This window comes from Pinibacter soli (genome assembly GCF_029961145.1).
In the GTDB taxonomy this organism is placed as follows: Bacteria; Bacteroidota; Bacteroidia; order Chitinophagales; family Chitinophagaceae; genus Pinibacter; species Pinibacter soli.
Genome location: NZ_JASBRG010000007.1, coordinates 2,720,475 through 2,736,073 on the forward strand (window position 1 = coordinate 2,720,475; position 15,599 = coordinate 2,736,073).

At 40.3% G+C, this 15,599-nt stretch carries 8 protein-coding genes; 5 read left to right on the forward strand and 3 right to left on the reverse strand.

What is annotated here, in order from left to right:
- Positions 1-117: 117 nt before the first annotated feature.
- Both QJ048_RS21380 and QJ048_RS21385 read left to right on the forward strand, forming a co-directional pair.
- Entirely contained in the window at positions 118-1,077 is a 960-nt protein-coding gene (locus QJ048_RS21380; protein ID WP_282336471.1) for a TerC/Alx family metal homeostasis membrane protein, read from the forward strand.
- A 122-nt stretch (positions 1,078-1,199) separates the two neighbouring features.
- Positions 1,200-3,704: a bifunctional UDP-N-acetylmuramoyl-tripeptide:D-alanyl-D-alanine ligase/alanine racemase gene (locus tag QJ048_RS21385; RefSeq protein WP_282336472.1), complete on the forward strand. Its 2,505-nt coding sequence runs from the start codon at positions 1,200-1,202 to the stop codon at positions 3,702-3,704.
- A 69-nt stretch (positions 3,705-3,773) separates the two neighbouring features.
- On the opposite strand, the gene QJ048_RS21390 is transcribed toward QJ048_RS21385, so the two are convergent.
- Both QJ048_RS21390 and QJ048_RS21395 read right to left on the reverse strand, forming a co-directional pair.
- A complete protein-coding gene (locus QJ048_RS21390) occupies positions 3,774-4,583 on the reverse strand; it encodes an alpha/beta hydrolase (RefSeq protein ID WP_282336473.1) in 810 nt (269 codons plus the stop codon).
- A gap of 26 nt (positions 4,584-4,609) precedes the next feature.
- Complete coding sequence (locus QJ048_RS21395) at positions 4,610-9,070, reverse strand: PKD domain-containing protein (protein ID WP_282336474.1); 4,461 nt, start codon at positions 9,068-9,070, stop codon at positions 4,610-4,612.
- Between the two features lie 197 nt (positions 9,071-9,267).
- On the opposite strand from QJ048_RS21395, the gene QJ048_RS21400 reads away from it, so the two are divergent.
- Together QJ048_RS21400 and QJ048_RS21405 are read left to right on the forward strand one after the other, a co-directional pair.
- On the forward strand, positions 9,268-9,984 hold the full coding sequence (locus tag QJ048_RS21400) for a lipoprotein signal peptidase (protein WP_282336475.1): 717 nt from the start codon (positions 9,268-9,270) through the stop codon (positions 9,982-9,984).
- Between the two features lie 239 nt (positions 9,985-10,223).
- The gene (locus QJ048_RS21405; RefSeq protein WP_282336476.1) at positions 10,224-10,982 is read left to right on the forward strand and encodes a hypothetical protein; all 759 of its coding nucleotides are present in this window, start codon (positions 10,224-10,226) and stop codon (positions 10,980-10,982) included.
- A gap of 191 nt (positions 10,983-11,173) precedes the next feature.
- Here QJ048_RS21405 and QJ048_RS21410 read toward each other — a convergent pair whose 3' ends face one another.
- Positions 11,174-13,912 carry a glycoside hydrolase family 2 TIM barrel-domain containing protein gene (locus QJ048_RS21410; RefSeq protein WP_282336477.1) on the reverse strand — a complete coding sequence of 913 codons (2,739 nt, stop codon included), beginning with the start codon at positions 13,910-13,912 and terminating at the stop codon, positions 11,174-11,176.
- 400 nt (positions 13,913-14,312) lie between these two features.
- On the opposite strand from QJ048_RS21410, the gene QJ048_RS21415 reads away from it, so the two are divergent.
- Positions 14,313-15,350: an acyltransferase gene (locus tag QJ048_RS21415; protein ID WP_282336478.1), complete on the forward strand. Its 1,038-nt coding sequence runs from the start codon at positions 14,313-14,315 to the stop codon at positions 15,348-15,350.
- The last annotated feature ends 249 nt before the right edge of the window (positions 15,351-15,599 follow it).

The window sequence follows — 15,599 nt, forward strand, 5'->3', positions numbered from 1 at the left end:
CGTTAATTGCTCTCGCAGCTATTTACGATTGGCTTTTTTCATTACATTTATGAGAGTCCCGTTGGGACGCAAGCAAGCAAATAGTATTTTTGCAGGCACTAAAATTTCTTCAACAGAATGGCACTGACACCACAACAGATTTCTTATATCGTTTTTGGAATTGTAATCATCCTTGCACTGGTTTTCGACCTTGGCTTACTCAGTAAAAAAAATGCTGTAGTAACCATTAAAAAGGCTTTGACACAAACCATTTTCTGGGTGGTGCTTGCATTGGGTTTTGGCATATTTGTCTGGTTTGAAGACGGTCCAAAACACGCCGTTGAATACTTGAGTGCCTACCTCATGGAGTGGTCGCTAAGCATTGATAACATTTTTGTTTTCATTCTCATTTTTACATTCTTCGGCATCAAAGAAAAGTTTTACGGAAGGCTGTTGCTTATTGGTATTTTGATGGCCATTTTATTGCGTGTTATTTTTATATCAATAGGAATTGTTCTTATTGAACGCTTCACGTGGGTGCTGTGGATCTTCGGCGCAATTTTGTTATGGACCGGTATTAAAATGTTTACCACAAAACATGATGAAGAGCCAGACTTGAGCAACAACAGGGTGTACAAATTTCTTCAACGCGTTTTTCCATTGACACATGAAGATGGTAACGGAAGTTTTGTTGTTTACACAGACGGAAAAAAATATTACACCATTTTATTTGTTGCTGTTATAATGCTGGCAACAACAGACATACTCTTTGCGCTTGACTCTATTCCGGCGGTTTTTGCCATTACACAGGAAAGATTGATCGTATATACTTCCAATATCTTTGCGGTTCTTGGTTTACGTTCTTTGTTCTTTTTGCTAAAGGGTGCTGTAAACAAATTTGCTTACCTGCAACAAGGCATTGCAATTGTGCTTGTCTTTATCGGCTTGAAAATGCTCGCAGAAATCTTTCACCTGAAAATACCTTCGTACATTTCGTTGTTGGTGATTGTTCTTTGTATCGGGCTATCTATTGCTTATTCGGCTGCGGTAAATAAAAAAGAAACAGAACCTGATGCGGAGCAAAAAGATCTGCATTGATCTTCCGCACTCCTACCCTAATGGCAAAAAGGAAACATATCTCTGCCTGCTTGTCAATTTCATTTTACGGTACGTAAATTGAAGGATGAGAATGCTTTTGCTTACTTAAAAATATCGAACCATTGCAATATACTATTCCGACTATTGTTCAGATCGTTAAAGGTAAACTACTGCAAACCGGAACGGATGACGTTTCCATTGACAGGCTATTGCTGGACAGCCGTAAAGTTTTATTTCCTGCCACCTCGCTGTTTTTTGCATTGAAAGGAGATCGCAGAAATGGCCACAGTTTTTTACTGGAAACTTATGAAAAAGGAGTTCGCAATTTTGTGGTTAGCGAGGTTCCTGAAATGGAACTTCCGGGTGCAAATATCATCCAGGTAAAAGATACGTTGACAGCTCTGCAAACACTTTCCATTCACCATCGCAAGCAGTTCAAATTTCCGGTTATTGGCATTACCGGCAGCAATGGAAAAACGATCGTGAAAGAGTGGCTGAACCAATTGCTGGAAGCAGATTACAGCATTGTGAAGAGCCCCAAAAGTTATAACTCGCAAATAGGTGTTCCATTAAGTGTGTGGCAAATGAATGAGCAACACAATCTCGGTCTCTTCGAGGCAGGCATTTCACAAAGTGGCGAAATGGAAAAACTGGAGAAGATCATTCAGCCAACTATCGGCGTTTTTACCAATATTGGCGAAGCACATAGCCAGGGCTTCATGAGCATGCGCCAAAAAGTGAATGAGAAACTACAACTTTTCAAACATGTAAACACACTTATCTACTGTAAAGATTATTCAGAAATAAATGAGGGCATCGCTTCTTACCTGCATCAGTTTCAGCAGGCAGAGAGCAGGCCGGATATGAAACTGTTTGACTGGAGCGTAAAAACAAGCGCTACTGTCAGGGTTTGTTCCATCAAAAAGAAACGCAATGCTACAACCATTGAGGCTGAATATAAAGGCGAAAAAATTTCATTAAAAGTTCCATTTATTGATGATGCTTCTATCGAAAATGCGATCACCTGCTGGTGCGTTTTATTGCATGAAAATGTTGATCAAAACGTCATAGCAGAACGCATGCTTCAGCTTACACAAGTGGCTATGCGCCTTGAGCTGAAAAAAGGAACGAACAATTGTTCCATTATAAACGACAGCTATTCCGCAGATATCAGTTCGCTTAAAATTGCACTGGATTTCCTGGCTCAACAACAACAGCATGCAAAGAGAACGGTGATACTTTCTGACATTCTGCAAAGCGCGGAAAGTGATGCGGAGTTGTATGATCTTGTAGCCAAGACGCTCAAAGAAAAACACATCAATCGTTTAATCGGCATCGGTGATCACATTAGCCGCCATCATAAATCATTTGAAAAAATAGAAGGCCTTGAAACACATTTCTATCCTACAACAGAGGCTTTCAAACGCGATTTCTATCATTACAATTTTACCAATGAAAGCATTTTGCTTAAAGGTGCCCGCGTTTTTAAATTCGAACAACTGAGTCGTTTGCTGGAGCAAAAAGCACATCAGACAGTGCTTGAAATAAATCTCGAAGCATTCGCCAACAACCTGAAAGTGTATCAGCAATTGCTGCAGCCATCTACTAAGATGATGGCAATGGTGAAAGCATTCTCTTATGGCAGCGGCAGTTATGAAGTTGCCAATTTGCTGCAGTTTCATAAGGTGGATTATCTGGCGGTAGCATATGCAGATGAAGGCGTGGAACTAAGAAAGGCAGGCATTACATTGCCCATCATGGTGATGAACCCTGAAGAGAGCAGCTATGATGCGATCGTACAGTTTGAATTGCAACCTGATCTTTTTTCATTCCAGGAAATGCAGGACTTCGATGGGTTTTTAAAGCAGCAAAACATCAAAGATTTTCCTGTGCATGTGGAGCTGGAAACAGGCATGAACAGGCTGGGCTTCGATGTTCAGGAGTTACCACTATTGTTGGACGCTCTCAAAAACAGTTCTTTTAAAGTTCAATCTGTATTCAGTCATCTCGCAGCAAGCGAAGATCCAAATGAAGATGAGTTCACGAGACAACAGGGAGAAAAGTTTTTGCACGCATGTGCTGCAATAGAAGAAACGCTTGGATATAAATTCATCAAGCATATTGCTAACACTGCGGGTATATTGCGACATCCGCATCTGCAACTGGATATGGTGCGCCTGGGCATTGGCCTGTATGGTGTGGATAGTGCAGAAACAGGAAGGCTACCTTTGCAGGAAGTATCTGCATTGAAAACAACAGTAGCGCAAGTAAAGCATTTACATCCAAACGATACTGTTGGCTACAACCGTCGAGGCAAGGCTAAAGAAAATACTGTGATTGCCACGGTGCGCATCGGTTACGCCGATGGTTATGAAAGAAGGCTTGGCAATGGAGTAGGAAAAATGATGATAAAAGGAAACCTCGTTCCGGTAATAGGAAGTGTGTGTATGGACATGACGATGATCGATATTACCAATATTGAAGATGTAAAAGAGGGCGATGAAGTAACGGTGTTTGGAAACGGCCTCAGCATTGTGAACGTTGCAAAATGGGCCGGCACTATTCCTTACGAAATTATGACGGGTATATCGCAGAGAGTGAAGAGGGTTTATTTTGAGGAGGGTTAGTGCTGCACCAATACCTGACAGGTTTTGAAAACCTGTCAGGTATTGCGTACACTTGATTCTATTTTGCCTTTACTCCAATATTTTCTTCAATTCCGTTTGGTATTCTTCATTGTCGCTCATTCCGTTGTGGCCAAAATTGTGAAGCGTAATTAATTTATCCGAAGGCTTGAGCAAAGGTTTCAGCTTAAGGGAAGAACCGTAATAAATGATTTCATCTTTATCTCCGTGGAAAATAACAACAGGGCATTTGCAGTTCGTTATGTATTCGTTCGTTGCAAACTTATATTTTAAAATGAATGTAGGCAGGACGGAAAATTTATGCTTCATCATGTCAGTTAAGCTATAGTAAGGCGCTTGCAAAATAAGACGCTTCGGATCATTTGTCGATGCAAGAAATGTCGCAGCACCTGTTCCGATGGAATAGCCTAGTATGGTTATTTTATTTTCCGGATAATGCTTCTTCATTTCGTCATAAACGGTTTGCACGTCACTGAAAAAATTTGACTGGCCATTAATCTCCCCTTCACTTTTTCCGTAACCACGATAATCCAGCATAAAAACATCGTAATGCAAATTGGTGTAAGTAGTTGCCGCTTCACCCCAGGAATTGAGCGCACCGGCATTTCCATGCAAATAAAAAATCAACCCTTTTGAGCTGTCAGCTTTAAACAGCACTCCATTCAACATGATTCCATCTTTTGTTTTTATCGCGACTTCCTCGAACCTTTGGAATGCAAACTTGAAGTCCTTATCAAGCCTTTGAGGAAAGAAGATCAATCGTTCCTGCGTAAAATATAGCAACACACAAACGGAAACGTAAAAGGCCGGTATGATTATTAATAGGTTGAAAAGCATTTTCTTTCTTCTGTTGTTTAGCATAAACTGTTCAAAGGTTTAAAGCATTATCATCTTATCAATACTACCGAACCTCTTTGAACAAACGAAGCACCAGATGGACATTGCATTTCTGCGTAATAAATGTAGGTGCCGGTTGGCAGTGGTTTACCATTCATTGTACCGTCCCAGCATGTAGATCTATTCGAGGCAACAATATCGCTGCGGTCATACACTTTAACACCCCATCTGTCAAAAATTGTAAGATGTTTTAACATGCCAATTCCTTTGATAATGAACACATCATTGTTGCCATCACCGTTTGGTGTGAACGCGTTTGGAATTCTTACAAGACTTTCGCCACATAATACTTTTACTGCTATCATATCAGAAGCAGAACAGCCTTCATTGTTTTTCACTGTAATGGTATAGTCCATATCAGAAAATGGAGTCAGTTTTGTGTTGGGACAACTTACACAATCAAGATAACTGGATGGCTGCCATAACCACTGAACAATATCACTGCTACCCGTTGCATTTAGCTGTGTTGCCGAGCCTACCATTACCGTTTCTGCTGTTCCGGCATTTACTACCGGCAACGGTCTGGCACGAATGTGTATTTCCGTGGTGTCTGTAAAACAATTGTATTTATCGTATCCCACCAGCGTATAGGTGTCTGTTTTGTTGACTTTCACGGTAGGATTTGGAATATTGGAGCCGCTTAATGCTTCCACACTGTTTATCCATTTATAAGTCGTCGCTCCTGAAGCAGATAGTGCAACAGTGTTACCTGTGCAGGTTGCTGTATCTCCTCTTAACTGAACATCTATTGGCTTAGCAACAAATATTGTGGTGGAACCTTCGTTTGAACAACCAAGATCATCTTTAATGCTTACTTTATATGTTGTAGTTTCTAAAGGTGATGCCACCGGAGACGCGACGTCAGTATTATCCAAACCAGTTGAGGGCGACCATGAATAGGCTTGTCCGCCGCTTGCATGTAATTGAACTGATTTGCCCAAACATAAAACAGGATCTTTCGGATCGAATGTAAGAACAGGATTTTCCCGCACTTTTACCGAAGCCGGCGCAGTCGCTGTTCCAGTGCAACCACTTGCATCAGTTATTAAAAGCATTGGTTTATACGAGCCACTGGCACCATATGTGTATGTTGTTTTTATGCCCGTTCCCGAAAGAATATTACCATCACCCATATCCCATTTATAGCTGACAGCGCCTTGCGCAACACCATCCAATATTATGGCCTGTCCGATACAAACTTCGTTCGGAGAGGCTGTTAACGTGCCTGATGGCTGACTTACAGTTATTGAGTCTTTATATGTTGCCGTCAATCCGTTATAACCATACACGTATAGTGTAACGTAGTATTTACCTGGCTTTTCATACACGTGACTCGCATAGTTGATGTTGTCTGCAGTAATGCCATCACCAAAGTCCCATGTCACTTTAGTGTAGTTATAAGAGTTATTTGAAAAATTAACCAATACGGGAGGACAACCGCGGCCGCTTATGTTTGAAAGATTTTTTCCCAAAGCAGGATAAAAATCTTTTACAATAATATCCTGCGAAACTGATCCGCCACATTTCGTAACGGTATCAATTGCAGTGAGCGTGATCTTGTAAGTTCCGGCAACCGGATACGTGCTGCTGGCGTTGTATTGAGTTGAAGTGGCATTTCCAAGATCCCAGGTATAGACCGTATTTTTTGTATCAGGGTTTTGGGAGTTATTGTAAAAGTAAACTGTCGAGTTCAACTGCACATTGCTGGATGATGGATAGAATGCAGGTTTCGGACCTCCCACTTTTACTGATTTATATGTTGTGGTAGATGAATTCACGCATCCTGCATCATCCTTCAGGCTTAGCGTTACAGTATAATATCCGGGACTTGCGTATTGATGTGAAACCGTTGCGCCGGCAGTCGTTACCGTCTGTGTGGCGCCATCACCAAAGTTCCAGGTCCATTGTTTTATTGTGGTACCGTTTGCATTGGATGTGTCTTTAAACGATATCGGGGTTTGATAGCAAACGCCTTCGTTCAACACCTGGAAACCGGCTTTAGAGGCTTGTATCACCTGTATCGGAACAAAGTTGGTTGTATCGTTACAGCCAAAATATCTCGACGTCACAATTAACGCCATCGTGTTTGCACCCTGTTTAAATCCACTGACTGGAACAGAAAATTTTACTTCATTATTTACAGCGGCAGACTTGGTGTAGTTGTACAAGTAACCGGGATATGCGCCATCGCTATAAATCAACCTCGGATTGTCGAAGTAATAGTATTGATTGTAGTAGCTGTCAAAATAATAATACTGATTGTTGACCTGGTAGTTGGAAAAATTAAATGTCAACTGATCATTTTCTGCACAAACTACTTTTTTGTCAATGGCCAAAACAGGGCTTTGTTTTAAATAGACAGTTACACTGGTAGCTGTACTTACACTGCAATCTCCATTAACAGCAGTAAGTGTTACGTAGTACTGCCCGTTTTGAGTGTATGTATGTTTGGCTGTAGTTTGTGTTCCGGGTGTAGTTACATTCGGCGTATTATCTCCCCAATTCCAAATTACTGAAGTTGCATTTACTGAACTTTGTGTAAAAGTAACTTCACCTCTTGTGCCATTACAGGTATTTGCCGTGCCGGATATTTTGGGAAATGGCGGTTTTACCGTGATGTAGTTGTCTTTGATCAGCGTATCCTGGCATGCGCTGTTTCCGGCAATCAATCGCACTTTGTACACGCCTTCTGCACCAAACGAGACCGAAGTAGAGGAACCGGAGCCGAAGCGTCCACCAAAATCCCAGTTATAAAATTGTATTGAACCTGTTGTAGTGGCGGTAAATGTTGCTGGGTTAGGACCGCACAACGTTGTGTTGCTCGCCACAAAATCTGTAATCTTTGCAGGAGTGAAAACGGTAAATGCACTGGTAGACATAGATCCCGTGCAACCGTTTTTTGTCGTATAGCTTAAAGAAGGAACATATGAGCCCGGTTTTGAAAAAGTATGTTTGGGAACGGCGTCTGTCGATGTTTCGCCATCTCCAAAGTTCCAGTTATATGAAACAATGTCTGCCAGACCTGAAGTAGACAGTTCTACATCAAAGGGTCCGCAATTGTCCCGCGGATTTTTTCCGGTAGAACTTTTCAGCGATATACTTCCCGATGGCCGGTAAATGTCAATGCCTTTTGACACCGTTCTGCTACATCCATAAGTATTGCCCACCGTTAGCTGAACATAATAGTATGCATCAGACGTGTAGGTACGCGTAGGTGCCTGTATGGTCGCATCCGGATTGTTCGATGAGTTATAATAGTTGAAGAACCACCGCCATGAAGTTGCATCTGCCGTAGTGTCTTTAAACTTCACATCGACCGGCGCACCACAAAGTCCCTGTATTTCATATATAAAGCCATTCGTTTTGGGAGATGGTTTTACTTCGAATGTTTGAGTTGCAGAATCAGGGCAGTTATCAAACATTGCCTTTACTTTCACTTCATGTGTCCCTGCCGGCAGAGAGCCGTAGTAATAAGAACTGCCATTATAACCAACGGGCGATCCATCGAGCGTCCATGAATAGTTATAAGTGTATGGTGAAAGCGTTGGCGAAAAACTACCACTTGTATTGTCGCAGATCAGAGATGGAGGAGTTAAACTGACACTGTAACTGGCAACGTTCAGGTATTCGCTTAAAGTTTTTGTTACGCTACAACCATCGTCATTTTTTGTAGTAAGAGAAACAGTATAAATACCTTTCTTGTTGAATACATATGAGGGCGAAATATCAGTACTCTTGTTGCCATCTCCATAGTTCCATTCATAGCTTAATGTTCCGGGCCCTGAACTAAGATTGGTGAACTGAACCGCATCCGATGTTTTACACAATATCTTTTTGTCGGAAGTGAAGTTTGAATAAATAGAAGGTAATATTGTAAGCAGCTCGTCCTTCTTAATAGTATTTGTACAACCATAAGAATTAGATACGGTTAAACTTACGGTTGGATGTTGTAACACATTATACGTGTGTGAAGTAACTGTGTTAGAGGTTTGCGCTACGGCACCATCACCAAAATCCCATGTATAATTGTTGGTAACTCCTGCAATGCCTGTGGCGCTTGCCGTAAAGGCAAATACTGCAGGTATGCACCCTTTCAACGCATTTGTCTGAAAATCTACTGTTGGCTTTTTGTAAACAGTAATCTTTTTAGTTTGAACAGATGTCTTGCCTCCACTTGTGACAGTAAGCTTTACAAAATAATCTCTCTCTTCATAAAAAATTGCTGAAGGGCTGGCTTTGGTGGCACTATTGCCATTGTCAAAATCCCATTTGTAGGTAACATCTGTACCGGTACCGTAAGTTGTATTGCTAAAATTAATTTGCAGAGGAGCACAACCTGCATATTTATCTGCGGTAAAATCCGCCGTGAACGTCTGGGCTTTCGCTCCGATTTTAACGAGACAAAATATCAGTAACAAAAGGCACCATTTTCCAGGGCAAAGAGATTTCATTGGAACGTAGGTTTAGACAGGGTTATACCTTGGGTTAAGGCGCCAAGATAAACAAAATTGAAAGCGTTGATAAATTTGCCGTCATTTTTTTTTACAACTGACTATCTATCAACAACATACTCAAAGATTTGAGTATTTGCCTTTTTTAATGCATATATCGCATTCCCCATTATCTTTGCCACAAAATTTTTACATAAGTGAAGCCAAGGAATATATTCTTATTGATTTTGTTGATTATCGTAGTGGATCAGGTGATTAAGATTTGGATTAAAACGCATATGCCACTTAGCTACAATTGGGATCCTTCTCACCTACCTATGACGAAATATGATCGAGGTATCCGTCCGTTTGGCCCTAATTCGACCTGGTGCCAGATTTACTTTGTAGAAAATGAAGGAATGGCCTGGGGTTGGAAATTTGGAGGAGACTGGGGGAAAATGTTGCTGACCCTCTTCCGTTTGTTTGCAGTGATCTTTGGTGTTTACTATATCCTTAGCATTATCAAAAAGAAATATCATAAAGGCTTTATAATCTGCGTGGGTTTAATATTTGCCGGCGCCCTTGGAAACCTGATTGATAGTATGTTTTACGGTTTGATCTTTGAAGAAAGCACTTTTACCACCGTTGCCAAAATGTTCCCAAAACAAGGTTATGCAGGCTTCCTTCACGGCAAAGTGGTGGATATGTTTTACTTCCCTATCATTCACTCACACTTTCCTAAATGGCTGCCGGTTATTGGCGGCGACGATTTTGAATTTTTCAGCCCGGTGTTTAACCTTGCAGATGCTTCAATCTCCGTTGGTGTGATTGCCATTTTACTGTTTCAGAAAAAGTTTTTCCATCATCACCATACAGGAAGCGAAACAATTGCTACGCCAAACACAACGGTGAATGATGATATAGAAGCTGTTTAAATAAAGGATAATCTTCGAGATAGTCAATAGGGCGAATGCGATTCGCCCTACTCCGCACAATATTATTTTTATCCCGACGTTTCTAAACCGGAAAACACCCTCCTTTTGCCCTTACGGTAACTTCGATCATTTAAATTAACCTGATGTATTTAAAAATCCCGTTGTTTGGTACACTTTTCGTGTATCGAAACAGACGCCTATGAATGACCACGCACATTTAAAATTGAAAATCGCCGTTTATGAAACCTATTGTAAGCATTCTCTCGATTGCATGTTTGGCATTTCTACTGATAGCAGGTTGTTCGAAGGAGCACAGCGTTGAAAAAAAAGATACCACAATAGTATCCAGCTGGTCATTTACCGAGGGAGATAAAAGTTTTAAAGGTACTGTTGATTCTGTTTATATTGACACTGCATCCAATATTGTATTCCTTAATCTAAACGGAACAGCTGATAATGGTTCAGATAAAATTGCAATTGTTATCTACGGCACCCAGATTGCGAACGGAACCTATACTTCCCCACAAGCATTTTTTACCTACACGCAAAACAATAATAATGTCATTTATCAAAGTGATGCAAGCCAGTCCAAGTTTACGGTAAACATTACCAACCTTGATACCTCCAGCGTGTCGGGAACTTTTAGCGGAGAAGTAATGAGTGGCAATGGAGTGGCAGTAAACATTACCAATGGTAAATTCACCTCTGCACTTAAAAAAGATGTTATTGGTTCTGTTCCTACAGGTAACTTAACAGTATGGGCATCTGAAAGCTGCTCTCAAAACAATCCTATACAAGTGATCATCAATAATCAAAAAGAATTCGTTGAAACTTTTACAGCGACAGCACCCGATTGCGGCGCTCAGGGAGCGGCCAACTTCACATTACCGGCAGGCTATTATAATGTAACTGCAGTTTGCGGCGGCGACACCACTAACTATCCAGATAAAGTTTTGGTGCAACCTTACGCATGTAACCAGTTGCAATTGCTGCACTAGGCGAATGGTGAAACGTAAATCGTACCAATCCTATAGAAATAAAAAGCCCTGATAGTATTCGAACTATCAGGGCTTTTTGTTTCTATACAAGCTACGAATCGCTATTCTTTTTCGCGAGCGCTATGGTTCGTGACAAACCGCGGCACCCGGGAATTTCGAGGGCGAATGCAATTCGCCCCTACATTTTCCAATTAATAAACTCTCCTTACTTCAATGCCATTCAAAATTGTTTCGCCTTTTAAAGCTTTGAAGCTTACGGTAATGCCTTCGTTGTTGTTGGCAGATATTTTCGTTTTGACAGAATAGGCAGTAACTGGCAACAGATAGTTTGTGTTGCTCAGTCCGTTTATAACCGGAATGTTATTCACAAATACATCAAACGATCTCTGCTCTGCAGTTGCAGCTTCTCCGGCGTTCTTATCAAGATTGTACACCAGCTTTTCAGCCTGCTTATCTGTTGACAGTTCCGCGAAATGAAGTGTTACTTCGTATGCGCCGTCGGGAACGTCTAGCTTGAACTGCTCAAGACCTACGCGTTGTGTTTCGTATAAAGCATCAAGATCGGTGTTAATGATATTTCTGTCGGAACCGTAAGGCAGGCGATCGTTACCTTTTAATTTAAAAATACGTCCTCCGATATATCCCCAGCTTCCCGGTGTGTATGCCTGCTCGGGTTGCCACACGATATTTTCCTTTGTATCGGTAAAAAATCTTTCATCACCGAGACTTACGTGAATATCGCTGAACGGAACTTTCGTGCTGTTTAGTTTTTTTGGCAAAAGAATAAATTGAAAATCCACCACATCTTTCTCTCTAACATTTTTGTCGACACTGATTGCTTCGAATTTATTGTTGCCGTTGGAAAATGGCACATTGATCTTTGCCACACCAAAATCAGCTTTTATTTTACCTAAAGATTTACCGTTGAGTAATACTTCAATTTCGTTTTGATTGGTATATATCTCTACAGGCTGCGTGCAATATGAATCGTTATCATCTGTCGCTGTTGCACTGCGAAGCGTCCAATTGCGGGCGCCTATTTTAATAACCGGTGTTTGCAACAGATGCGCCTGATAGTACCAGTACACGTCTTTTGGTTCGCGTGCTGCAGATACTATACCCTTCATGTTCATGTGCGGATTCGTTTCTGTTCTTGCCTCTGCGTTAAACTCTACAAAGTTCCATAAGGCCATACCTGCAACGAAAGACCTATCCATCATTGCTTTGAAATAATGCTGGTGATAGTAATTGCCATACTCGGCTGTTTTATCGAAACGAGTGGGCGTAAAATCATGTAGCCGCGCATCTACATCTGCACCATATTCCGAAATGATCAAAGGCTTATCCCCAACTTCTTTATGATGCCTTTCAAGAAAAGCATCAAAGCCATTGATATCTGCACCGTACCAGCCCTGGTATAGGTTCCAGCCTACGACCATTGGTATTTTTGTTAAGCCATATTTGTAATGCACATCAAAGTTTCCATAAAAAGGAATCATGGTGTAACGCGTAGAATCTTCCTTCCTGGTCAAATTCTCTAACTGTTGCGCAAAATTTGCCAATGTTTTAAAATAGGCATCTCTCTCGGGAGTCTTGTCACCATAGCGTGGAGAGATCATTACTTCATTCATATACGCCCAAATGATCACGCTTGGATGATTGTACGACTGGCGAATCATTTCCACCATCATTTGTTTGCAATTATTGTAAAATGCTTCGCTTTCAGTAATCCTGTTGACAATAGGGATTTCCACAGATGCCATAATACCGAGCCTGTCACAGGTTTCAAGGATCGTAGGATCTTGTGGATAGTGGGCAATCCGAATAAAATTTGCACCCATTTGTTTCATCAATTCAATGTCCTTAATGTTCATAGCGTCAGAAATGGCGTTACCCATGCCCGGATAATCCTGGTGGCGGTTTGCACCAACTAGTTTCAAATGTTTTCCATTGAGAAAAAATCCATTATTGGCATCAAATGAAAACCAGCGAAAGCCAAGCGCATTCACCACTTCATCCACCTGCTGATTGGTTTCTTTATCTACAATGGTAGAAACAACGTTGTACACATATGGCCTTTCCGGCGACCATAATTTCGGCTGAAGAATATTGTCGATCCTTTGTTCGAAAGAATTACTACTTGCTGCATTTGATTTAAAAGCTGTTTCTTTCGATGCAATTATTTTGCCTTCTGCATCTTTGATAACAGATCTGACAACAAGTTTTTTTGCTTTGGCATTGTTATTTACAAAGGCGCCTTTGATCAAAACATTTGCTTTGTCTGCAGACACGAACGACGTTGACACAAACACACCCTTTGAAGCATAGTTGTCCAGATCGAAGTGAATACGATCTGCAGCGATTAGATATACATCGCGGTAAATGCCTCCATAAAAGGTAAAGTCAGCCCCAAGCGGCGCAACATTTTCGTTGTGGGTATTGTCAACCCTTACGGTAATTTCATTCGCAGTCACACCCGCGCCTTCCCCCAACTGTATAAAGTCATTTATTTTAAAGGAGAAGAAATTATAACCACCAATGTGTGACCCGACTTTTTTCCCATTTAAAAAAATATCGGCAATTTGATTTGCGGCTTCAAAGAAAATGTAGACATCTTTATTCTTCCAGGAGTTATCGATGAACAACGTTTTTTTGTACCAACCAACGCCCCTGTAATAGCCCGGCTCGTCATCCATCACATCTGAGGCGTTCCATGTGTGAGGAATCGAAACATTTTCCCAGCTTACACTTCTATCGCCGGCGTTCGCCACTTCACCTTTGTGAAACTGCCAGTTGGTGTTGATGGATTTTACAATGCGTTGCTGCCCAAACAAATTTGTTGTAGAGAAAATGAAAAGTAAACAGGTAATGGTTGTAAGTAGAGACGCTTGAAAAAGCGTCTTCTTTCTGAAGACATTTTGATATAACATTCGTTAGTTGTTTTATGAAAATATGACGCGGATTAAAGCTTTGAAGGTACCACAGACAGGCTACATCATATTATAATCAGCTACGCTAAAACTACGTCACAAAAAAGTAGAGACGCCTGAAAAGACGTCTCTGAAATTCGTGCATGTGGTCAAACTATGGGAGGCGAGGGCGAATGCGATTCGCCCCTACGCATTCATTATTAGAAAACATTTCATCCATAAATAGCACAAATTAATTTATGTTATTTATGACTTATAAATTAATGCTGTAACCTTGTAAAATTTAGTTCAAAAGAAGAAGCCACGAACTCAAATGATGAGGTTCAGTGGCGATGTCTTTAGTATCAACAATCCGTTTCGACTCCATCAAACAAAACTGGTTACAAAACAAAAACACAGAATGCAGCATAAAGACAAAAGGCTACTTTTTGCAGACAGTTTAAGAGTATTAGCAACTATTTCCGTAATACTAATACACGTTTCAGGACCCATATTATACAAATATGGTCATATCTCAAATAGCACTTGGTGGATGGGCAATATCTTCGACAGTTCAGCACGCTTTGGTGTACCCATTTTTTTAATGCTAACGGGAGCCTTAATACTACCAAGAACAATTGAAATAAAGAGTTTTTTTCAAAAACGTATTTCACGAATAGTCTATCCTTTCCTTTTTTGGAGTATAATCTATATTATACGTGATTTGATTATAAAAGTACACGCTGGCAACGATATGAGTGTTTACGAAATATATAAATTCGTATTCATTCGGCTTAAAGATGGAGCTTCCTATCACTTATGGTATGTTTACATGATTATTGGGATTTATTTAATCTTTCCCGTTATCGGCAAATGGGTTTTAAAAAGTTCAAACAAAGAAATATCATATTACATCATAATATGGATTATTGTCATACTGCTTGATCTTCCATTATTTGACAAATATAGATCCAGCATAAACGTAAGCTACTTTTCAGGCTTCCTGGGCTATCCGATATTAGGGTATTTATTGACTACAAAATTCAAACACAAGAGAATTAAACTATTTTCAATACTGCTATTTATATCAGGAGTTTTAATAACGATAATTGGCACCTATTTATTAACGAAAAGTAGTGGACAATTTAATGACTATCTGTATTCCTATTTAAGTCCTAATATTATTATGGCTTCCGCAGGTTTATTTTTGTTTTTTGGTCATACTAACTCAGAAATTAAAATATTCTCAAGCGCTACAAATATCATTGGCAAGTATAGTTATGGGATCTATCTGTCCCATGTTTTTATACTATATTTTTTATCATTGGCAGGAATTACATGGACATTTATTAACCCATTTATAGGAATCCCATTGACAACAATATTGTGTTTAACGATCTCATTATTTACAACCTATCTCATAAACAAGATTCCCTATGGAAATTATGTTTCAGGATAAACACAGTCGGTTTTCAATAGCGGTTTTCCAAAATGCTTAATATTTTTAGATGACCACCTAAAAATATTAAATCCTGAAAAATAAAACACCGAGGAACCCAGAATTGAAAATCTAAACGAGAAAAAACTTGCTGGAAAAGGAACAAGATAGTCTCCTTTCCCAACAACAAAACGGTTGATTTATGGAGGAGCTTTGCTCCAGGAAAAAGAGATTACAAACTCAATCCATTCAAATCTGTATTCTGTGGAA

Bases quoted from the DNA above. Each gene is read 5' to 3' on its own strand.
- QJ048_RS21410 (WP_282336477.1), bottom strand. From the start codon at position 13,912: ATGTTATATCAAAATGTCTTCAGAAAGAAGACGCTTTTTCAAGCGTCT.
- QJ048_RS21415 (WP_282336478.1), top strand. From the start codon at position 14,313: ATGCAGCATAAAGACAAAAGGCTACTTTTTGCAGACAGTTTAAGAGTA.
- QJ048_RS21380 (WP_282336471.1), top strand. From the start codon at position 118: ATGGCACTGACACCACAACAGATTTCTTATATCGTTTTTGGAATTGTA.
- QJ048_RS21405 (WP_282336476.1), top strand. From the start codon at position 10,224: ATGAAACCTATTGTAAGCATTCTCTCGATTGCATGTTTGGCATTTCTA.
- QJ048_RS21390 (WP_282336473.1), bottom strand. From the start codon at position 4,583: ATGCTAAACAACAGAAGAAAGAAAATGCTTTTCAACCTATTAATAATC.
- QJ048_RS21395 (WP_282336474.1), bottom strand. From the start codon at position 9,070: ATGAAATCTCTTTGCCCTGGAAAATGGTGCCTTTTGTTACTGATATTT.